At 75.3% G+C, this 20,895-nt stretch carries 19 protein-coding genes; 14 read left to right on the top strand and 5 right to left on the bottom strand.

The annotated features are described in order from the left end of the window. The first annotated feature begins 30 nt into the window (after positions 1-30). Positions 31-357, top strand: coding sequence for a WhiB family transcriptional regulator (locus HL054_RS15900; protein WP_440347948.1), 327 nt, complete (start codon positions 31-33; stop codon positions 355-357). 146 nt (positions 358-503) lie between these two features. Next, positions 504-1,337: a hypothetical protein gene (locus HL054_RS15895; protein WP_369139981.1), complete on the top strand. Its 834-nt coding sequence runs from the start codon at positions 504-506 to the stop codon at positions 1,335-1,337. A gap of 9 nt (positions 1,338-1,346) precedes the next feature. Here the strand turns inward: HL054_RS15895 and HL054_RS15890 are convergent, their stop codons facing one another. Then, positions 1,347-2,879, bottom strand: coding sequence for a hypothetical protein (locus HL054_RS15890; protein ID WP_369139980.1), 1,533 nt, complete (start codon positions 2,877-2,879; stop codon positions 1,347-1,349). A gap of 82 nt (positions 2,880-2,961) precedes the next feature. Beyond that, on the bottom strand, positions 2,962-3,420 hold the full coding sequence (locus HL054_RS15885) for a metallopeptidase family protein (protein ID WP_369139979.1): 459 nt from the start codon (positions 3,418-3,420) through the stop codon (positions 2,962-2,964). A gap of 93 nt (positions 3,421-3,513) precedes the next feature. Between HL054_RS15885 and HL054_RS15880 the strand changes: the two genes are divergently transcribed. From HL054_RS15880 to hpf, 11 genes are all read left to right on the top strand, one after another. Further along, positions 3,514-3,924: a DUF3499 domain-containing protein gene (locus tag HL054_RS15880; protein ID WP_369140043.1), complete on the top strand. Its 411-nt coding sequence runs from the start codon at positions 3,514-3,516 to the stop codon at positions 3,922-3,924. A 95-nt stretch (positions 3,925-4,019) separates the two neighbouring features. Further along, entirely contained in the window at positions 4,020-5,399 is a 1,380-nt protein-coding gene (locus HL054_RS15875) for a phosphomannomutase/phosphoglucomutase (protein ID WP_369139978.1), read from the top strand. Continuing rightward, on the top strand, positions 5,396-5,602 hold the full coding sequence (locus HL054_RS15870) for a Trm112 family protein (RefSeq protein WP_369139977.1): 207 nt from the start codon (positions 5,396-5,398) through the stop codon (positions 5,600-5,602). Before HL054_RS15875 ends, HL054_RS15870 begins: the two co-directional genes overlap by 4 nt. After that, on the top strand, positions 5,599-6,741 hold the full coding sequence (locus tag HL054_RS15865; protein WP_369139976.1) for an SIS domain-containing protein: 1,143 nt from the start codon (positions 5,599-5,601) through the stop codon (positions 6,739-6,741). The genes HL054_RS15870 and HL054_RS15865 overlap by 4 nt, the downstream gene beginning before the upstream one ends. A 113-nt stretch (positions 6,742-6,854) precedes the next feature. After that, the gene (gene manA / locus HL054_RS15860; RefSeq protein ID WP_369139975.1) at positions 6,855-8,033 is read left to right on the top strand and encodes a mannose-6-phosphate isomerase, class I; all 1,179 of its coding nucleotides are present in this window, start codon (positions 6,855-6,857) and stop codon (positions 8,031-8,033) included. 196 nt (positions 8,034-8,229) lie between these two features. Beyond that, entirely contained in the window at positions 8,230-9,714 is a 1,485-nt protein-coding gene (gene ahcY / locus HL054_RS15855) for an adenosylhomocysteinase (protein WP_369139974.1), read from the top strand. Between the two features lie 211 nt (positions 9,715-9,925). Then, positions 9,926-10,633 (top strand): MtrAB system response regulator MtrA, encoded by a 708-nt coding sequence (gene mtrA / locus HL054_RS15850; RefSeq protein WP_369139973.1) that lies wholly within the window; start codon positions 9,926-9,928, stop codon positions 10,631-10,633. Positions 10,634-10,673: 40 nt separating this feature from the next. After that, a complete protein-coding gene (gene mtrB, locus HL054_RS15845; protein ID WP_369139972.1) occupies positions 10,674-12,422 on the top strand; it encodes an MtrAB system histidine kinase MtrB in 1,749 nt (582 codons plus the stop codon). Continuing rightward, positions 12,419-14,146 carry an LpqB family beta-propeller domain-containing protein gene (locus HL054_RS15840; protein ID WP_369139971.1) on the top strand — a complete coding sequence of 576 codons (1,728 nt, stop codon included), beginning with the start codon at positions 12,419-12,421 and terminating at the stop codon, positions 14,144-14,146. Before mtrB ends, HL054_RS15840 begins: the two co-directional genes overlap by 4 nt. Positions 14,147-14,242: 96 nt before the next feature. Beyond that, positions 14,243-15,001: a ComF family protein gene (locus tag HL054_RS15835; protein ID WP_369139970.1), complete on the top strand. Its 759-nt coding sequence runs from the start codon at positions 14,243-14,245 to the stop codon at positions 14,999-15,001. 94 nt (positions 15,002-15,095) lie between these two features. Next, positions 15,096-15,827, top strand: coding sequence for a ribosome hibernation-promoting factor, HPF/YfiA family (hpf, locus tag HL054_RS15830; RefSeq protein ID WP_369139969.1), 732 nt, complete (start codon positions 15,096-15,098; stop codon positions 15,825-15,827). A 197-nt stretch (positions 15,828-16,024) separates the two neighbouring features. Here hpf and HL054_RS15825 read toward each other — a convergent pair whose 3' ends face one another. Further along, the gene (locus tag HL054_RS15825) at positions 16,025-16,576 is read right to left on the bottom strand and encodes a GNAT family N-acetyltransferase (RefSeq protein ID WP_369140042.1); all 552 of its coding nucleotides are present in this window, start codon (positions 16,574-16,576) and stop codon (positions 16,025-16,027) included. Positions 16,577-16,581: 5 nt separating this feature from the next. Next, a complete protein-coding gene (locus tag HL054_RS15820) occupies positions 16,582-17,022 on the bottom strand; it encodes a TIGR03618 family F420-dependent PPOX class oxidoreductase (protein WP_369139968.1) in 441 nt (146 codons plus the stop codon). An 88-nt stretch (positions 17,023-17,110) separates the two neighbouring features. Here HL054_RS15820 and secA point away from each other — a divergent pair, with 88 nt between their 5' ends. Further along, positions 17,111-20,188 carry a preprotein translocase subunit SecA gene (secA, locus tag HL054_RS15815; protein WP_369139967.1) on the top strand — a complete coding sequence of 1,026 codons (3,078 nt, stop codon included), beginning with the start codon at positions 17,111-17,113 and terminating at the stop codon, positions 20,186-20,188. Positions 20,189-20,291: 103 nt separating this feature from the next. On the opposite strand, the gene HL054_RS15810 is transcribed toward secA, so the two are convergent. Continuing rightward, entirely contained in the window at positions 20,292-20,876 is a 585-nt protein-coding gene (locus tag HL054_RS15810) for an Rv3235 family protein (protein WP_369139966.1), read from the bottom strand. Positions 20,877-20,895 lie beyond the last annotated feature (19 nt).

Here is a 20,895-nt window from a genome sequence, read left to right as displayed (position 1 = left end):
GGACGCAACGTGATGGCCGAGGTGTCGTGGTTGACCGAGTTCAAGACCCAGGCGGTGGGCGCTCCGGCCTCCTCCGGCCCGGACGTGCTGGGCCGGGCGGGCGTGTTCGACGCCGGTCTGCCCGGGGCGGACGCCGAGGAGCAGGGCTGGCAGGAGCGCGCGCTGTGCGCCGAGACCGACCCGGAGGCGTTCTTCCCGGAGAAGGGCGGCTCCACCCGCGAGGCCAAGAAGATCTGCACCGGGTGCGAGGTGCGCTCGGAGTGCCTGGAGTACGCGCTGACCAACGACGAGCGCTTCGGCATCTGGGGCGGTCTGTCCGAGCGTGAGCGCCGCCGGCTGCGGCGCCAGGTCGGCTGACGCAGCACCTCGTAGCCCCACCCGGCTGCCGCACCGCGCAGCCGCACTGACCACCTCGTCCGGACGTCGTCGGGTCGCCCCTCACGCCCCCTCGCGGGGGGCGACCTCCCGGCGGCTGCCGGCCGGTGGTGTGGTCGACTGGGCCCGTGCTCACCCGGGTCGCCGACGGCCGCGCCGACGTGGTGCGGGAGATCGCCGCCGCGGCCCCGCTCATGGCCGACCTGAGCGCCCCCGTCACCGCCCGCGGTCCCTGGCTCACCGCGGCGCTCAACGCCTCCGCGACGGGACGGCTCTCCCGGGTCCGGCCCCGCGCCGTCGTCGTCGAGCAGGGCCCCCCGGGCCGGCCGGACGGGCTGGCCCTCCTCGCGTTCCGCCGTCGTGCCGTCGGCACGTCGGTCACGCTGCTCGGCGCCGACGCCGGCCCGCTGCCCGAGGGGCGGCCCCAGAACCGGCTGCACGCCCGGGACGACGACATCGCCGCCCGGCTGGCCGCCGGGGTGGCCGACCTGCTCGGCGCGCTCCGCGGCCCCTGGACGATGCGCCTGTCCGGCCTCCCGCTGGGCGACCCGACGCTGCGCCACCTCGCGGCGCTGCTGCCGGACTCGTCCCTGGCCACCGCCCGGAGCCGGCGGCTGGTCGACGAGCTGGACACCGTGGGGGCCGTTGCGCGCAGCCGCGAGCCCGCCGAGCTCGACCGCCGGCTGCCGGCGGTGCTCGACCGCGTGCCGTCGTCCGGGCGGGCCCTCCTGCGCACCGCCGCCCGGCTGCACGCCGCGAACGGCCGGCTCGAGGTGGCCGTGGTGCCCGGCGCCGGTGGTCCGGCCGCGGTCCTGCTGACGCTGGTGGACCCCCACCCCGGCGGCGAGGACCGCTGGCCGTGGTGGGGGTCGACCGATGTGGGCGGGCTCCGCCGCGAGCTCGGCTCGCCGGGCGTGACCCTCACCGTCTCCGCCGGCCTCGCCCGCCTCGGCCGGGGCTGAGCCGGGTCGTCAGCCGGGCAGCTGCAGCTGGTTGGCGGCGCGGTCGCCGGTCGTCGGGGCGCTGTCCAGCCCGATCCGCACGACACCGGTCGCCGGGGCGCGGCCGTCCTGCGCCGGGCCGTCGGCGGTGACCGAGGCGGTGAGCCGGTAGGCCCGTCCGGTCGGGGTGGGCGGGCTCCCGTTGGGCCGGGTGTAGGTCGGGAAGGCCCCGTCCAGCTCGATCCGGTCCCCGTCCCGGGTGACCCGCAACTCCGGGCTCGGCAGGTCGGCGTACTCGGTGAGGGACCGGGCGCAGCCCGACGCCACCGGGTCGGCCGGCGGCTCGGCGCTCAGGCAGTTGTACGTCGGCAGCCGCAGGTGGGCCAGCGACCGCCGGCCGTCGGTCGTGATGCTCAGGCTCGGGTAGGTGACGGTCAGCCCGACCGCCCGTTCCTCCAGCACGACGCCCTCGAAGGAGACGGTGGCGGCCGCCCCGTCCCGGCCCAGCGGCACCGACTCGAAGGCCAGCGCACCGGCGCCTGCGTCGGCCGGCGCCTCGGCGTCCGGTTCCGGGGACCCCGGTGCGGTCGACCCCGGCGCCGTGGACCCCGGCGCCGTGGACCCCGGTGCCGTGGACGTCGCGCGGGCGACGGACGGAGCCGCCCGCACCGCCGGCTGGGCCGCGTCCGCGGAGCCGCCGGCGGGCACCGCCACCACGGCCGCAGCGGCGACCAGCAGCACCACGGCCGCGAGCGTGGCGGTCACCGCGCCGTGCCGGGTCAGCAGCGCGGGGGAGGGCCCGGCCTCTGCGGGGGCCGGGGATGCCTCGGTGGCCCCGGTGCCGGTGGACGCCTGGACGGTCTCGCGCGGCGGGGTCGCGGCCGGCGTCGAACCCGGCGGGCTGTCCAGGAAGCCGGGCAGGTCGTCGTGCGGCTCGGCGGGCTCCGGCACCGGGTCGGGGGGCGCCGGCGGGACGGGGTGGGACGGTCGCGGGCCGGGGCGACCGGACCCGGTGAGCGCGGTCGTCGCGAGCCCGGCGGCCGCCGCCAGCAGCAGCACGACCAGCACCCAGCGGCGCAGGTCCGTCCCGTCCGCGCGGGCGGCGGTGGCGTCCGTGCCGCGGCCGACGTCCACGAGCTCCTCGTCGGCGCCGGCCTCGACCAGCGCGCCGACCACGGCGTTGGCGGCCGCCACGGCGGCGTCCCGGTCGGCCAGCGTGATGCGCACGGTGACCGTGGCGGTGCCGGTGGAGTGCCGGACCTCGGTGCCCGCCGCCAGGTCCTCGAGGCTGGTGCCCGACAGCGCCGGCTCGGCGTCCCGCGCGGCGCGCAGCGTGCCGGTGGACCCGGCGAGCGCGGTGTACCGGTCGCCCAGCAGCAGCGCCGCGTCGGCGCCGGCGTCGGTGCGCGGGGTCACCGTCAGGCTGGCCGACGCGGTCGCGGGGCGGGGGACCAGCGCCAGGGCGACGAGGCCGAGGACCAGCACCGCAGCGGCGACCGCGACGCCGGGCCACCACCGGCGGAGGGTGCTGCGGCGCGGTGGCGTCTCGATCGCGGTGCTCATCGGCGCCAGCATGGCAGTGCCCGGCCCCCTCCCAGGGGCCCGCCCTGAGCGTGCGGAGGGTGGGGAGGGAGGGGGTCCTCGTTCAGCCGGTGGGGTCGATCTCCTCCGGGTCGCGGCCCAGCAGCACGGCCACCTGGTCGACGACGACGTCGCGCACCAGGTCGGCGAGGTCGTCGCGGTCGGCGGCGCGGATCTCCAGCGGACGCCGGTAGACGACGATCCGGGCCGGGTGCTCCTGGCCGCCCTCCCGGTGCGCGGGCAGCACCCGGGCCAGCGGGACGCTGCCGTCCTCGAGCACGTCGGCGTCCAGCACGACCTCGTCCGGGCTGCTGTGGTCGACCCACGGCACGTCCTCGACGGCGAACTCGACACCGGCCAGCTCGCGCTCCCAGCGGCGCTCGAGGTCCTCGACCGCGTCCAGCACCAGGTCGTCGAACTGCTCGGCGCGGCTGCGGGACAGCGGCACCGTGGGCGGGACCAGACGGCCGCGCAGGCCACGGCCGTGTCGGTCGCGCCGGGAGCGGGCAGGGGGGCGGTCCATGGCGGCTGGAGCCTACGGCCTGGGCCGCCGGGCGGCGGTGCGGTGGGCCTGCTGGGGGACGCGGGACCGGTGGGTCGACGCGACCGTCCCCCGGTGTGCCTCCTCCCCAGCGGACCGGTTCCCGGTTACTGTGCCGAGCGTGAGGAACCGGTGGTGAGGCAGTCGCGTCGCTGCTCGCGCAGTGGCTGTGCGCAACCGGCAGCGGCGACCTTGACCTACGTGTACGCGGAGTCCACGGCCGTCGTCGGCCCGCTGGCGACGTACTCGGAGCCGCACAGCTACGACCTGTGCGAGTTCCACGCCGAGCGGCTGACCGTGCCGCGCGGCTGGGAGGTCGTGCGCCACGAGATCGACACCGAGGACGCCGGCCCGACCGGCGACGACCTGCTCGCGCTGGCCGACGCCGTCCGCGAGGCGGCCCGCCCCGAGCCCGCGCGCGACCCGGCCGACGACGGCAGCGGCACGCGGCGCGGGCACCTGCGCATCCTCCCCGACCTCCCCTGACGACACCGCCGGCCGCACCCCTCGGCCCCGCTGCAGGGTCCCGCCGCGAGCCTGCGAGCGGCGGGGGGCAGCGGGGTCCTTATAGGGTCGTCGGCGTGACAGACCTGTCGTCGATCATCAAGGCCTACGACGTCCGGGGCCTGGTCCCCGAGCAGTGGGACGAGGACGTCGCCCGGGCCATCGGCCAGGCGTTCGCGGAGTTCGTGCACGCCGAGACGGGGGCGACCTCGGTCGTCACCGCGCACGACATGCGCGACTCCTCCGTCCCGCTGTCCCGCGCCTTCGCCGAGGGCGTGCTCGCCCGCGGGATGGACGTCGTCGAGGCCGGGCTCGGCTCCACCGACATGCTCTACTTCGCGGCCGGCTCGCTGGGCATCCCGGGTGCGATGTTCACCGCCAGCCACAACCCGGCGCAGTACAACGGCATCAAGCTCTGCCGGGCCGGCGCCGCCCCGATCGGCCAGGACTCCGGCCTGGTGCAGATCCGGGAGTGGGCCGAGCAGCTCGTCGACGGCTCGGCCGTCTTCGAGCGCACCCCCACCGGCACCGGGTCGGTGACCAGCCGGGACCTCGTCGCCGAGTACGCCGCCTACCTGCGCGGCCTGGTCGACCTGTCCGGGATCCGGCCGCTCAAGGTGGTCGTCGACGCCGGCAACGGCATGGGCGGGTTCACCGTGCCGGTGGTGCTCGCCGGGCTGCCGCTGGAGGTCGTGCCGATGTACTTCGAGCTCGACGGCTCCTTCCCCAACCACGAGGCCAACCCGCTGGACCCGGCGAACCTCGTCGACCTGCAGGCCGGGGTGCGCGAGCACGGCGCGGACATCGGGCTGGCCTTCGACGGCGACGCCGACCGCTGCTTCATCATCGACGAGCGCGGCGAGCCGGTGAGCCCCTCGGCGATCACCGGCCTGGTCGCCGTCCGGGAGCTCGCCAAGGGCACCGGGACGACGATCATCCACAACCTGATCACCTCCCGCGCCGTGCCGGAGATCGTCCGCGAGCACGGCGGCCAGCCGGTGCGCACCCGGGTCGGGCACTCGTTCATCAAGGCCGAGATGGCCCGCACCGACGCCGTCTTCGGCGGCGAGCACTCCGCCCACTACTACTTCCGCGACTTCTGGCGGGCCGACACCGGCATGCTGGCCGCGATGCACGTGCTGGCGGCGCTGGGCGAGCAGCCGCGCACGCTGTCGGAGATCAGCGCGCAGTACGAGCGGTACGCCGCCTCCGGGGAGATCAACTCCACCGTCACCGACCAGGCCGGGCGGGTCGCCGCGGTCCGGGAGACCTACGGCCAGGTCGACGGGGTGAGCTTCGACGACCTCGACGGGCTCACCGTCTCGCTGCCGGACGGCGCGTGGTTCAACCTGAGGGCGAGCAACACCGAGCCGCTGCTGCGGCTCAACGTCGAGGCGCCCGACCGGGCGCGGATGGCCGCGGTGCGCGACGAGGTGCTGGAGCTGGTGCGGGCATGACCGGCAGTGCAGCAGACGACCGGACGCTGGGCATCGACCCCGACCTGCTCGGGATCCTGGCCTGCCCGGACACCCACCACAGCCCGCTGACCGTCGACGTCGCGGCCTCGGAGCTGGTCTGCCCCACCTGCCGGCGCGCGTTCCCGGTGCGCGACGGCATCCCGGTGCTGCTCCTGGACGAGGCCCGGCAGCTCCCGTCATGACCTCGCCCGAGCTCGCCGAGGAGGTCCTCGACGACCTCGACCTGCTGCGGGCCCGCGACCCCCGGGAGCTGCTGCCGGCGGTCGCCGGGGCCGGCGCCCAGGTGCGCGAGACCGCCCGGCTGACCCGGGAGGCCGGCCTGGAGCGGGCCACCTCCGGCGGCCGGCCGCGCGGGCTGGTGGTCGTGGGCCGCCGCGAGGGCGCGGTCGCGGGGGCGGTGCTGCGCGCCCTGCTGGGGGCGGCCAGCCCGGTCACCGTGGACGTCGTGCCCGGCCCGGCGCTGCCGGTCTGGATGGGACCCACCGACATCGCCGTGGTCGCGACCCGCACCGGCGCCGGGCGCTACGCCGTCGTCCCCGCCTACGAGGCGGCCCGGCGCGGGGTCGCCGTCGTCGGCATCGGCGCCGAGGACGCCCCGCTGCACGCCGCCGTCGCCAGTTCCCGGGCGCCCTACGTGCCGCTGCCGGCGTCCCGGGTGCGGCACACCACGCTGTGGTCGCTGCTCACCCCGATGCTGCTGCTCTGCGCCGACCTCGGGCTGCTGCCCGAGGGCAGCGCCGACACCGAGGTGATCGCCGCCGCGCTGGACCAGGTGGCCGCCGAGTGCGGGCCGGCCCGCGAGTCGTTCGTCAACCCGGCCAAGACCCTGGCGCTGGAGCTGCTGGACGCGCTGCCGGTCATCGTCTCGGAGGGACCGCTGGCCGGTGCCGCCGCCGACCGGGTCGCCGACCAGCTGGCCACCCTGGCCGGCCTGCCGGTCACCGGCTTCCGGCTGCCCGACCAGCGGGTGGCCGCCCGCACCGTGCTCGCCGGCCCGCTGGCCCCCGAGGGCGGGGCGGACGACTTCTTCCGCGACCGCGCCGACGACGCCGGCCGGCGGCTGCGCCTGCTCACGATCCGCGACTCCGACGCCGGCGCGCACGACGACGCCGAGCGCGAACCGCGGTCGGCCGGCGAGGCGATGGCGGAGGTGCTGCGGACCGCCGCCGAGCACAACGTGCCGGTGAGCGGGCTCGCCGCCTACGGCGAGCCCGAGCGCCAGCCGCGGCTGGCCCAGCTCGCCCGGCAGCTGGCCGTCGCCGACTTCAGCGCGGTCTACCTGGGGCTGGCCCTGGACCACGAGCGGTCGCTGCGACCGTGACCGTCGGCCCCGGCCTCTCGACCTGCTGAGGCTCGGCCTCGCGACTGCTAAGGCTCGGCCCCGCCGGTGCCGATCAGGAGACGGTGACATCCACCCCGGTAACCTCCACCTCGATGTGGCAGCTGACGAACGCCGTGCGCCACTACCCGTGGGGTTCGCACACGGTCATCCCCGAGCTCCTCGGTGAGCCTTCGCCGGCCGACCGCCCCTACGCCGAGCTCTGGATGGGCGCCCACCCCGACCAGCCCAGCGTGCTGTCCGACGGCCGCCCGCTGGACGCCGCCATCTCCGCCGACCCCGACGTGCTCCTCGGGTCGGCCGTGCACGAGCGCTTCGGGCCCCGGCTGCCGTTCCTGATGAAGGTGCTCGCCGCCGACACCCCGCTGTCGCTGCAGGCCCACCCGACCACCGCGCAGGCCGAGGTCGGCTTCGCCGCGGAGGAGGCGGCCGGGATCCCGCGCGACGACGCCACCCGCACCTTCAAGGACCCGTTCCACAAGCCGGAGATCCTCTGCGCGCTGACCCCGGTCGAGGCGCTGTGCGGGTTCCGGCCGGTGGAGGAGTCGCTGCACTGCCTGGCGAAGCTGCAGCTGCCCGAGCTCATGCCCACCATCGCCGCGCTCGCCCGCGGCGGGCTGCGGGCGGCGATCCCGCAGCTGCTGGCGCTGTCGGCCCGGCGGCGCGAGTCGCTGGTGCGGGCGGTGTCCCAGCGGGCGGCCAGCTTCGTCGCCGCGCACGACCCGGAGTTCATCAACACCTACCGCTGGGCGGCCACGCTGGCCGACACCTACCCCGGCGACCCCGGCGTCGTCATCTCGCTGATGTGCAACCACCTCAAGCTCGCGCCCGGCGAGGCGGTCTTCCTGCCCGCCGGCAACCTGCACGCCTACCTCTGCGGTGCCGGCGTCGAGGTCATGGCCAGCTCCGACAACGTGCTGCGCGGCGGCTTGACCAGCAAGCACGTCGACCTCGCGGCCCTGATCGAGGTGCTCGACTTCACCGACGGCAAGGTGCCGGTGCTGCACCCGGTGCTCGGCCCCGGCGGCCTGCGCTACCCGGTGCCGGTCGACGACTTCGACCTCACCCGCTGCCAGGTCGACGTCGACCCCGGCGTGCTGACCACCAGCGGGCCGCAGGTGCTGCTGTGCACCGAGGGCCAGGCGGTGCTCACCACCACAGACGGCGACCTGGTCCTCGAGCGGGGGCAGTCGGCCTTCGTGCCGGCCGGCCGCCCGGTCACCGCCCGCGGCCCGGCGCTGCTCTACCGGGCCACCACCGCGCTCCGCCGGTAGCGGCCCGCCCGGGGCACGCGCCCGGACGGGACCACGGTCACCCTGCTCGGGACGCCGTCGCCGGCCGGCCGCCAGGTACCCTCAGGGACGGCACGAGCCCCGCCGAAGCCTCGGCATGCTCGCTCGCCCCGCTCGCACGGGGACCACAGCGACCGACTGCGCCCGCCTCCGAGGCCGGGCCGGACACTGGAGCGACATGACCGCCAGCACTGGCACCCGCGTACTGACCGACGGCGACTTCAAGGTGGCCGACCTCTCCCTCGCCGGCTTCGGCCGCAAGGAGATCCAGCTCGCCGAGCACGAGATGCCCGGCCTGATGTCCCTGCGCGAGGAGTACGGCGACGAGCAGCCGCTGGCCGGCGCCCGCATCGCCGGCTCGCTGCACATGACCATCCAGACCGCCGTGCTGATCGAGACGCTGACCGCGCTCGGCGCCGACGTCCGCTGGGTGAGCTGCAACATCTTCTCCACCCAGGACCACGCCGCCGCGGCGATCGTCGTCGGCGACGGCACCGCCGAGCAGCCCGCCGGCGTCCCGGTCTTCGCCTGGAAGGGCGAGACCCTCGAGGACTACTGGTGGTGCACCCAGCGCCTGTTCGAGTTCACCGACGACAGCGGTGCGGTCGTCGGCCCGAACATGCTGCTCGACGACGGCGGCGACGCCACGCTGCTGGTCCACCTCGGCACCCGCTTCGAGGCCGACGGCGTCGTCCCGGACACCACCGAGGCCGACTCCGAGGAGTACGGGGTCATCCTGGACGTGCTGCGGAACAGCCTGGCCGAGGACGGCGAGCGCTGGACCCGCATCGGCAAGGAAATCAAGGGCGTCACCGAGGAGACCACCACCGGCGTGCTGCGGCTCTACGAGCTCGCCCGCGACGGCCGGCTGCTCTTCCCGGCGATCAACGTCAACGACTCGGTCACCAAGAGCAAGTTCGACAACCTCTACGGCTGCCGGCACTCCCTCATCGACGGGCTCAACCGGGCCACCGACGTGATGATCGGCGGCAAGGTCGCCGTCGTCTGCGGCTACGGCGACGTGGGCAAGGGCTGCGCCGAGTCCCTCCGCGGCCAGGGCGCCCGGGTCATCGTCACCGAGATCGACCCGATCAACGCCCTGCAGGCCGCGATGCACGGCTACGAGGTGACCACGCTGGACGAGGTGATCGGCAAGGCCGACATCATCATCACCACGACCGGCAACAAGGACATCATCTCGGCCGAGCAGCTGGCCTCGACCAAGCACCAGGCGATCATCGGCAACATCGGCCACTTCGACAACGAGATCGACATGGCCGGCCTGGCGCGCACCCCCGGCGTCGTGCGGACCACCATCAAGCCGCAGGTCGACGAGTGGCGCTTCGCCGACGGCCACACGATCATCGTGCTCTCCGAGGGCCGGCTGCTGAACCTGGGCAACGCCACCGGGCACCCCAGCTTCGTGATGAGCGCGTCGTTCTCCAACCAGACGCTGGCCCAGATCGAGCTGTGGAACAACCGCGCCGCCTACGAGGGCAAGACCCCCGGCGTCACGGTGCTGCCGAAGAAGCTCGACGAGCACGTCGCCCGGCTCCACCTCGACGCCCTCGGCGTCAAGCTCACCACCCTGAGCAAGGTGCAGGCCGACTACCTCGGCGTCCCGGTCGAGGGTCCCTACAAGAGCGACCACTACCGCTACTGATCAAGGACCTCCTCGCCCCCCGCCACTCGCGAGCTCGCGGCGGGACCCTGCGAGGAGGCCGGCCACCGGTCCCTGCGGCCAGGCCGTTCCAGCGTCACCACGTCCCCGGCCGGGCCCCGAGAGGGCCCGGCCGGGCACGTTCCGCCCCGCCCGGGGGAGTTCCCCGGGCGGGGCGGACCGTCATCTGGACGTGATCGCGCACAATGGCGGCGTGCCACCTTCCGCACCCAGTCAGGGCGCCAGCCGCGGCCGTGTCCTCGTCGTCGACGACGACGCCGCCCTCGCCGAGATGCTCGGCATCGTGCTGCGCCGGGAGGGGTACGAACCGGCGTTCGTCTCCGACGGCGCGCGGGCGGTCGCGACGTTCCAGCAGCTGCGCCCCGACCTGGTGCTGCTCGACCTGATGCTGCCCGGCCGCAACGGCCTGCAGATCTGCGCCGACATCCGCACCCAGTCGACCGTGCCGATCGTGATGCTGACCGCCAAGGGCGACACCATCGACATCGTGCAGGGCCTGGAGGCCGGCGCCGACGACTACGTCACCAAGCCGTTCAAGCCCGTCGAGCTGGTCGCCCGGGTCCGGGCGCAGCTGCGCCGCGGCGAGAACGGCCAGGCGGAGAGCCTCGCCATCGGCGACGTGGCCATCGACGTCCCGGCGCACCAGGTCACCCGGGACGGCGTCCCCATCGCGCTGACCCCGCTGGAGTTCGACCTGCTGGTGGCCCTGGCCCGCAAGCCCCGCCAGGTGTTCACCCGCGAGCTGCTGCTCGAGCAGGTGTGGGGCTACCGGCACGCCGCGGACACCCGGCTGGTGAACGTGCACGTCCAGCGGTTGCGCGCCAAGGTCGAGCGGGACCCGGAGAAGCCCGAGGTCGTGCTGACGGTGCGCGGGGTCGGCTACAAGGCCGGCCCGCCGTGACCGGGTCGTGGAGCGCCGTGAGCGGACGCCCCACCCGGCCGTGAGCACGACCACCGGCCCCCCGGCGGTCGACGCGGCCGGGGACCCGCCGTCCGCAGCGACCCCCGCCGCCCCGACGCCGTCCGCCGCGCCGGGGCGGCCCCGGCGGACCTCGGCCCAGCTGCGGGCCGGTGCGGCCCGGCGGCTGACCCGGGCCCGGCGGCGGACCGTCGTGCGCACCGGGCGGCTGGTCCGCCGGGCGGTGCACGCCTGGCGCTCGTCGCTGCAGCTGCGCGTCGGCGCCATCACGATGCTGGTCGCCGGCGTGCTGGTGGTCATCGTCAGCCTGGTGCTGTTCCGGCAGATCAGCGACCAGCTGCTGGGCGCCAAGCGGCAGGCGGCGGTCGACCAGTCGCTGGCCGGCGTGCAGTACGCCCAGACCGAGGTCGGCGGCATCGCCACCGGTGACTCGGCGAGCATCCGGATCACCCTGTCGCGCACCGTGGAGAACCTGCGGTCCCGGGGCGGGGCGGCCGGCGACTTCGACGTCGTCATGGTCTACCTGTCCGGGGACGCCCCGCGCCCGGCCTCCAGCCGGCCGGACATCTACCCGGCGATCCCCGACGACCTGCGGGCCGAGGTCGCCGGCGGCGCGCAGGCCTACCGCTACGCGCCGGTGCCCGACCGCGACGGCGAGCCGGTGCCGACCCTGCTGGTGGGCGCCCCGGTGCCCACCGACGGGTCCGGCGGCGACCGCCTGGAGCTGTACTTCGCCTTCCCGCTGGAGCAGGAGCAGGAGAGCCTGGAGGGCATCCGCAGCACCGTCGTCATCACCTGCGCGGTGCTCACCCTCTTCGTCGCCGGCATCGGGGTGCTGGTCACCCGGCTGGTGGTCGACCCGGTGCGCCGGGCGGCCGGCAGCGCGCAGCGGCTGGCCGAGGGGCACCTGGAGGAGCGGCTGGCGGTGCGCGGCGAGGACGACCTCGCCCGGCTGGCGACCAGCTTCAACGCGATGGCCGACAGCCTGCAGCGGCAGATCACCCAGCTGGAGGGGCTGTCACAGCTGCAGCAGCGGTTCACCTCCGACGTCTCGCACGAGCTCCGCACGCCGCTGACCACGGTGCAGATGGCCGCCGCCGTGCTGCACGAGGCCCGGGAGGACTTCGACCCGGCGGTGGCCCGCTCGGCGGAGCTGCTCCGCGCCGAACTGGACCGCTTCGAGACGCTGCTGTCGGACCTGCTGGAGATCAGCCGCTACGACGCCGGCGCCGCCGTGCTGGAGGCCGAGGCGCAGGACCTCGTGCCCGTGGTGCACCGGGTCGTCGAGGGGATGGGCGCGCTGGCCGCCCGGCACGGCTGCGACCTGCAGGTCACCACCCCGCCGGTGCCGGTCATCGCCGAGGTCGACGTGCGGCGGGTCGAGCGGGTGCTGCGCAACCTCGTCGGCAACGCCATCGAGCACGGGACCGGCAAGCCGGTGGAGGTCAGCCTGGCCGCCTCGGCCAGCGCGGTGGCCATCACCGTGCGCGACCACGGCATCGGGCTCACCCCGGCCGACGCCCAGCACGTCTTCGACCGGTTCTGGCGGGCCGACGCGGCGCGGGTCCGCACCATCGGCGGCAGCGGCCTGGGGCTGTCGATCAGCCTCGAGGACGCCCGGCTGCACGGCGGGTGGCTGCAGGTCTGGGGGCTGCCCGGCCAGGGCGCCCAGTTCCGGCTGACCGTCCCGATGACCGCCGGCGGTGAGCTCACCAGCTCGCCGCTGCCGCTGCGGCCGCCGTTCCTGACCCCGCCGCGGAGCCGGTCGTGACGCGGCGGCTGGCGGCGCTGGCGCTGCTCGGCGCGCTGCTCACCGGCTGCAGCACGGTGCCGGACTCCTCACCGACGATCCAGATCACCCAGGTCGCCATGCCGACCGACGTCGCAGTCGGCGTCGAGCCGCTCAGCCCGGAGACCGGGGCCACGCCGGAGGAGGTGGTCCGCGGGTTCGTCGACGCCAGCGCCAGCGTCGTCCGCAACCACCCGGTCGCCCGCCAGTACCTGTCGCCCGAGGCGGCCGCCAGCTGGCAGGACAGCGACGGCGTGACGGTCATCAGCCAGGACTACGCCCCGGTGCAGTCGCAGTCCGGCACCGTGCAGGTGACCGGCACCCTGGTCGGCACGCTCGACGAGCGCGGCGTCTTCACCGTCGGCGCCGACGCGGTCTACAGCCGCACCTTCTCCCTCAGCGACGACTCCGGCGAGTGGCGGATCACCGACCCGCCCGACGGGCTGCTCCTGCTCCAGCCCGACTTCGCCCGCACCTACGACCAGCTCAACGCCTACTTCCTGGACCCCACCGGCACCCGCGTCGTGCCCGACCCCCGCTACCTGGTCAGCGGCGAGGCGCAGGCCAACGCCCTCGTCGAGCGGCTGCTGGCCGGCGCCTCGCCGCCCATCGCGGCCGGGATCACCAACCCGCTGGCCGGCGCGCGGCTGCGCAGCACGGTCGGCATCCGCGGTGCCACCGCCACGGTCGACCTGACCTGGCCCGGCGAGGTGCCCGACGGCACCCTCGAGGCAGCCGCCGCCCAGCTGACCTGGACCCTGCAGCAGCCCGAGCTCGGCCTGCAGTCGGTGACCGTGCTGCGGGACGGGCAGGAGCTGGGCCTCCCCGGCGTGCCCGACCGGCAGACCATCGACGACTGGGCTCGGTACGACCCCGACCTGGCCCCGGCCGGTGCCGTCGGGCACTACCTGGACGCGGGCGTGCTCCGGCTGGCCACCGACGGCAGCGCGGCACCCGGGCCGGCCGGCCAAGGCAGCTACGGGCTCGCCTCGGCCGCCGTGACGGTCGATGCGGACACCAGCGAGCTGGGCCTGGCGGCCGGCGTCTCGACGACGGTCTCGCCGTCCGGGGCGCCGGCGACGCTGTTCGCCGGGCCCTACGGCGGTGAGCTGGTCCCGGTGCTGACCGGTGATGCGTTCACCGAGCCCACCAGCGCCGGCACCCGCGCGGAGGTGTGGACGGTGCGCAACGGCAACGAGGTCGTGCGGCTGCCGGCGGGCAGCTCGCCGCAGACGGTCAGCGCCACCACGCTGCCCGGCCTCGGCCGGGCCACCTCCTTCCAGCTGTCCCCGGACGGCGTCCGGGCGGCCGTGGTCGTGCAGGGCTCCTCCGGCGGGCAGCTGTTCGTCGGCACCGTGGTCCGCGACGAGGAGGCGGTCAGCGTCCGCGACCTGCGCTCGGTGACCCCGGCCGTCCGGCAGGTCAGCGACGTCGCCTGGCGCAACGCCGGGCTGCTCATGCTGCTGGCCGCCGACCCGAGCACCGGCCGGACCGTCCCCTACACGGTCGGGGTCGACGGCTGGGAGCTGCAGGAGACGACGGCCTCCGGGCTGCCGGACCAGCCGACCGCTCTCGCCGCCGCCCCCGGCCGCCAGCCGCTGGTCAGCGCCCAGGGCACGATGTGGCAGCTGGCGGGCGGCAACTGGGTCACCCTCGTGCGCGGGGAGCAGCCGCGCCCCGGTGGGGCGCCGTTCTACCCGATGTGAGGCAGCCGGGCCGGCCGCCGTCCCCAGGCGGCGGCGCCGTCCCCACCCCGCACCGGCGGGGCGGGCGGACGCCGGTCGACCGGCAGGGTGGCCGGCGTGCGGGTGCTGCGGGCCGGTGGCCGGGCGCTGGCCGACCTGGTGCTGCCCCGCACGTGCGGCGGGTGCGGCGTGCCCGGCGCCGTCCTGTGCGACCGCTGCGCCCGCTGGCTGACCCGCCCCCGGCTGGCCCAGCCGCGCCGCCACCCCCCGGGGTTCCCGCCCACCGTGGCCGCCGGGGCGTACGCCGGCCCGGTGCGCCCGGCGGTGCTCGCCTTCAAGGAGCACGGCCGGGCGGAGCTGGCCGGCCCGCTCGGGACGGCGCTGGCGCTGGCGGTCGCCGCGGTGCTCGGCGGGGTGCCGGGCAGCGGCGGGCCGGTGCTGCTCGTGCCGGTGCCGAGTTCGGCCGCCGCGGTGCGCCGGCGTGGCCGGGACCACGTGCGCGAGCTCGCCGACGCCGCGGCCGCCGAGCTGCGGGCGGCCGGCGTCCCGGCCCGGACGGCCCGGCTGCTCGGCCGGTCCCGCGGCCGCCGGGTCCGCGATTCCGCGGGGCTCGACGCCGTCGCGCGGCGGGCCAACGTCGCCGGCCGGTTCACGTCCCGGGAGCGGGCCGGCGTCCCCGGCGGGTGCCAGGTGGTGCTGGTCGACGACGTCGTCACCAGCGGGGCGACGCTCACCGAGGCCGCCCGCGCGCTGCTCGACACGCCGCACGGCCGGGAGGACACGCCGGTGCTCGGCGCGGTCGTCGCCGCGACGCCGCGCCGGCAGCCGGCGCGACGCGCGGGCTCCCCACCTGGGGTCTTCACCGTGCGGAGCTGAGCGGCGGGTGAACGCGGGGGGTGGTTCCGGTGTCGGTGGCGGGGCAAGGCGGCTAGCGTCGGTTCGATCGCAACCGGCTCAACCGGGAGGTCTCATGGAGATCGTGGTCCGAGGACGGAACGTCGAGGTGCCCGAGCACTTCCGCACCCATGTGGAGGACAAGGTCGGGCAGCTCGAACGGTTCGACGGCAAGGTCATCCGCATCGATGTCGAGCTCTTGCACGAGAAGAACCCCCGCCAGTCCGCCAACTGCCAGCGCGTGGAGATCACGATGCGCGGCAAGGGCCCGGTGGCACGGGCGGAGGCCTGCGCCCCCGACTTCTACGCCGCGCTGGAACTGGCGGCCGGGAAGCTGGAGAACCGGATGCGGCGGGCGAACGACCGCCGCCGCGTCCACCACGGCCGCCGCACGCCGCCGAGCGTGCGGGTCGACGCCGTCCCCGTCGCCGAGCCCGCCGGCGACCTGCTCACCGAGGACACCACCACCGCGGTCGGTACACCCGAACCCGCGCTCGTCGGCGACACCGGGGCCACCGACACCCCGCTGGTCACCGACCTGGACGAGCACCTGCCCGGACGGATCGTCCGCGAGAAGGTGCACCCGGCCACGCCGATGCACGTCGACCAGGCCCTCTACGAGATGGAGCTGGTCGGCCACGACTTCTTCATGTTCCTCTGCGCCGACACCGGCCAGCCGTCGGTCGTCTACCGCCGGCACGCCTTCGACTACGGCCTGATCCGCCTCGGCCCCCCGGCAGGTCCCGGGGACGACGCGGCGCCGGCCCCGGCCGCCGCCGTGGCCGAACGGGAGCCCGCGACCGTCTGACCGTCGCACGCCCGGCGAGCCGTCCTCCGCACCGCGGAGGGCGGCTCGCCGCCGTCGGCCTCCCTGCAGGGGCCCGCCGCGAGCCTGCGAGTGGTGGGGGGCAGGGAGGTCCTTTCCTCAGTCGCCATTCCGCTGGGGCGCCTTCCGCGGTCGGTCCGCTCCTCCCTCGCAGGCCTCGGTCGATGCTCCCGACCGCGTCAGTCGCCCGGCACGCGGGAGAAGACCGCCGCGTCGCCCCGGCTGCCGTCCCGGTACGCCAGGTAGGACCGCAGCACGCCCTCCTGGACCAGGCCGGCCCGGCGGGCGACCGCCTGCGAGCCGGTGTTGCGGACGTCGGCGACCAGGTACACCCGGTGCGCGCCCAGCCCCAGCGCCCACTCGGCCAGCGCGTGCGTGGTCTCCGCCGCGTAGCCCCTGCCCCGGCCCGACGGTGCGATCCAGTAGCCGATCTCCGGGCCCATCGGGTGCTGGCCGATCCGGTGCACGCCGGTCGAGCCGACGACGACGCCGTCGACCTCGATCGCCAGGTTGGTGCCGGTACCGGCCCGCCGCTCGGCGGGGGAGTCCTCGAGCACGTAGGCCCGCGCGTCGTCCCGCGTGTAGGGCACCGGGATGTTGATCCAGCGCTGGACGTCGGGGTCCTGGCAGCCGGCGTACACCGCCTCGACGTCGTCCTCGACGAAGGGCCGCAGCACCAGCCGGGGCGTGCGCACCACCTCGGTGGTCAGGTCGATGCCGCCCAGGTCCATCCCGCTCACCGCGCCTCCTCCGCCCCGTCCCCCTCCGGGGCCCGCCAGCGTTCCGCGTTGCCCAGCACCCGGTCGACCGAGATCTCCAGCACGACCCGCGCCGGGTTGACCCGCGGCTGCTGGTACCGGGCGGCGTAGCGGGCCTCGGCGTCGGCGATCGACGCGGCGTCGTCCCGCACCACCGCCGTCCCCTCCAGCGTCGTCCACACCCGCCCGTCGACCTGGCAGACCGCCACCCGGGACTGCCCGGTGCGCACGTGCCGGGCCTTCGCCGAGGTGCCCGAGGTGATCACCCGGGCGGTGCCGGTCGCGGCGTCGAAGGTGACGCCGACCGGCACCACGTGCGGGCTGCCGTCGGCGCGCAGGGTGGTCAGCGTGGCCAGGTGCCGCTCGGTGAAGAAGGCGGCCAGACCGGGGCCGAAGGGCGGTGCGGGAGGGGAGGACACGTCCACCGACGGTACGGACGCGAGGAAGCGGGCACCTGTCCCGGCCACGCCGGGACCGCTTCCCAGCTCGGCCGCCTACGCTGGGGCCGTGGTGTTCAACAAGATCCTGCGTGCCGGTGAGGGCAAGATCGTCCGGCGGCTGTCGAAGATCGCCGACGCCGTCGAGGCCCTGGAGCCCGACGTCACCGATCTGACCGACGCCGAGCTGCGCGCGAAGACCGACGAGTTCAAGGAGCGGTACGGCGACGGGGAGACCCTCGACCTGCTGCTGCCCGAGGCGTTCGCGGTGGTCCGCGAGGCGGCGACCCGCACGCTGGGCCAGCGGCACTACCGCGTGCAGCTGATGGGCGGTGCGGCGCTGCACCTCGGCAACATCTCCGAGATGAAGACCGGTGAGGGCAAGACCCTGACCGGTGTGCTGCCGGCCTACCTGAACGCGCTGTCCGGCGACGGCGTCCACGTGGTCACCACCAACGACTACCTGGCCCAGCGCGACGCGGAGTGGATGGGCCGGGTGCAGCGGTTCCTGGGCCTGTCCGTCGGCACGATCGTCTCCGGCCAGGCCCCGCCGCTGCGGCGCGAGCAGTACGCCGCCGACATCACCCACGGCACGAACAACGAGTTCGGCTTCGACTACCTCCGCGACAACATGGCGTGGAGCAAGGCCGACCTGGTGCAGCGCGGGCACGCGTTCGCCATCGTCGACGAGGTCGACTCGATCCTCATCGACGAGGCCCGCACCCCGCTGATCATCAGCGGTCCGGCCGAGACCAGCGCCCGGTGGTACGGCGAGTTCGCCCGCATCGTCCCGCTGATGAAGCGCGACCGGCACTACGAGGTCGAGGAGTCCAAGCGGACCGTCGCCGTCACCGAGGAGGGCGTCGAGTTCGTCGAGGACCAGCTCGGCATCGACAACCTCTACGAGGCGGTCAACACCCCGCTGATCGGCTACCTGAACAACGCCCTCAAGGCCAAGGAGCTGTTCAAGAAGGACCAGCAGTACATCGTCACCAACGGCGAGGTGCTCATCGTCGACGAGTTCACCGGCCGCGTGCTGTCCGGCCGCCGCTACAACGAGGGCATGCACCAGGCCATCGAGGCCAAGGAGAAGGTGCAGATCAAGGACGAGAACCAGACCCTCGCCACGATCACCCTGCAGAACTACTTCCGGCTCTACACCAAGCTGTCGGGGATGACCGGCACGGCCCAGACCGAGGCCGCCGAGCTCTCCCAGACCTACAAGCTGGGCGTCGTCCCGATCCCGACGAACCGGCCGATGGTCCGCGAGGACCGCGCCGACGTCATCTTCAAGACGGAGAAGGCGAAGTTCGACGCCGTCGTCGAGGACATCGCCGAGCGGCACGAGGCCGGCCAGCCGGTGCTCGTGGGCACCGCGAGCGTGGAGAAGTCCGAGCTGCTGAGCAAGTACCTGCTCAAGCGCGGCATCCCGCACGAGGTGCTCAACGCCAAGAACCACGCGCGGGAGGCCGCGATCATCGCGATGGCCGGGCGGCTGGGCGGGGTCACGGTGGCCACCAACATGGCCGGCCGCGGCACCGACATCCAGCTCGGTGGCAACGTCGAGTTCATCGCCGAGGAGGCGCTGCGCGAGCAGGGGCTGTCCCCGACGGAGACGCCGGAGGAGTACGAGGCGGCCTGGGACGACGCGGTCGCCACGGCCAAGGCCCAGGTCAAGGCCGAGCACGACCAGGTGACCGAGGCCGGCGGGCTGTACGTGCTGGGCACCGAGCGGCACGAGAGCCGGCGGATCGACAACCAGCTGCGCGGCCGGTCCGGCCGGCAGGGCGACCCGGGCGAGTCCCGGTTCTACCTGTCGCTGGGCGACGACCTGATGCGGCGCTTCAACGGCCCGATGCTCGAGTCGATGATGACCACCCTGCGGGTGCCCGACGACCAGCCGATCGAGTCCAAGATGGTCAGCCGGGCGATCCGCTCGGCGCAGACCCAGGTCGAGCAGCAGAACCACGAGATCCGCAAGGACGTCCTCAAGTACGACGAGGTGCTCAACCGGCAGCGCACCGTCATCTACGACGAGCGCCGCAAGGTGCTCGACGGCGAGGACCTGCACGTGCAGGTCAAGGGCATGGTCGACGACGTGCTGAGCGCCTACGTCAAGGGCGCGACCGAGGCCGGGTACGCCGAGGACTGGGACCTGGACAAGCTGTGGACCGGGCTCAAGGCGCTGTACCCGGTGGGCCTGGACCAGCAGGAGATGCTCGACCGGGTGGCCGACGGTGACCAGTCGGCGCTGACCGCCGACGTGCTCGAGCAGGAGCTGCTCGACGACGTGCACGCCGCGTACGAGACCCGCGAGGAGACTCTCGGGTCGGAGGTCATGCGCGAGCTGGAGCGCCGCGTGCTGCTGTCGGTGCTGGACCGCAAGTGGCGCGAGCACCTGTACGAGATGGACTACCTGCGGGCCGGCATCCACCTGCGCGCGATGGCCAACCGCGACCCGGTCGTGGAGTACCAGCGCGAGGGCTACGACATGTTCAACGCGATGCTCGACGGCATCAAGGAGGAGTCCGTCGGCTTCCTGTTCAACCTCGAGGTGAAGACCAAGGAGCAGCAGGCAGCCGAGGCGGCCGAGAAGCAGGCCGCCGCGGAGGCCGAGGCGCTCGCCCGCGCCCAGGCCGGCACCCAGGCGGTGCTGGCCCGCCAGGCGGCAGCCCAGGCCGCTGCCCAAGCCGCGGCCGCCGGGGCCGCTGCTCCGACGGTCACCCCGGGGTCGAACGGCAACGGCGCTGCCCCGGTGGCTCCCGCTGCCCCGGCGGCTCCGACCACGCAGACGGCTCCCGCTGCTCCGGCGGCGGCGCCGGCCGGCGGGACGACCAGCTCGGCCCGGCGCACCCGCCAGCCCGCCCCCGCGGCGGCCGCGGCCGCTCCCGCCCCGGCGGAGACGGCGCCGGCGTCCTCGGGTACCGGGACCGGTCCGGAGCTCGCGGTGAAGGGGCTGGAGGCGCCAAAGCAGACCCCGCTCAGCTACAGCGCGCCCAGCCTGGACTCCTCGGCCAAGGACGGCGGCAAGGCCAAGGCGGCCAAGTCGGCGACCATCACCGGCACCAAGGAGACCCCCCGCAACGCGCCGTGCCCGTGCGGGTCGGGCAAGAAGTTCAAGCAGTGCCACGGCGCCGCCGGCGCGTAAGCCGCTGACGCACGACGACGCCCCGCCGACCAGCTGGTCGGCGGGGCGTCGTCGTCCCCGCTCGTCGTCCCCGCTCGTCGTCCCCGCTCGTCGTCCCGGCTCGTCAGCCGATCTGCAGCGCGGTGCACCGCCAGCGGCCGTCGATGCCCTCCAGCCGGGCGGCCACCGCGTGCGCGCGGCCGGACCGCCGGGCCACCGCGCTGACCTCGGCCACGCCGTCCACCGGTTCGCTGACCCGCACCGAGCTGACCAGCAGCGGCGCGGTGCCCTCGGTGCACCAGCCCGGCCGCCGCCGCTCGCTCAGCGCCGCGAACAGCCCCGGGGTGACCAGCGGCCGCAGCTGGGCGACCGGCCGGCGCCCGGCGAAGGCCTCCAGGGTCAGCGTCACCAGCCGTCGTCCGGCGGCCTGCGCGTCGGGCAGGTCGGCGCGCCTGGTCCAGGTCGGCCCGAACCCGGCGTCCTCCGCCGCGACCGGCACGTCGAGCCGCGGGCGTGGCCCGGGCGGGGGAGCCGGCCGCCGGGTGCGGCGGCCGGGCACCAGCAGCCGGACCGGCTCGCGCTCGTCGACCGGTGGCGGGCCGGGCGTCCGGACGACGACCAGCTGCAGCCGGGGCCGGGACGGCGCCGGTGCGACGGGCTGGGCTGCTGGGTGGGCCGCTGGGTGGGCGAGGTGCGGGGGTGCGGACATGCGGGGTCTCCTCGGCGGT

It is taken from the genome of Modestobacter versicolor, assembly GCF_041028285.1.
GTDB classification, from domain to species: Bacteria; Actinomycetota; Actinomycetes; order Mycobacteriales; family Geodermatophilaceae; genus Modestobacter; species Modestobacter versicolor_A.
This window is presented reverse-complemented; position numbering and strand designations above follow the sequence as displayed.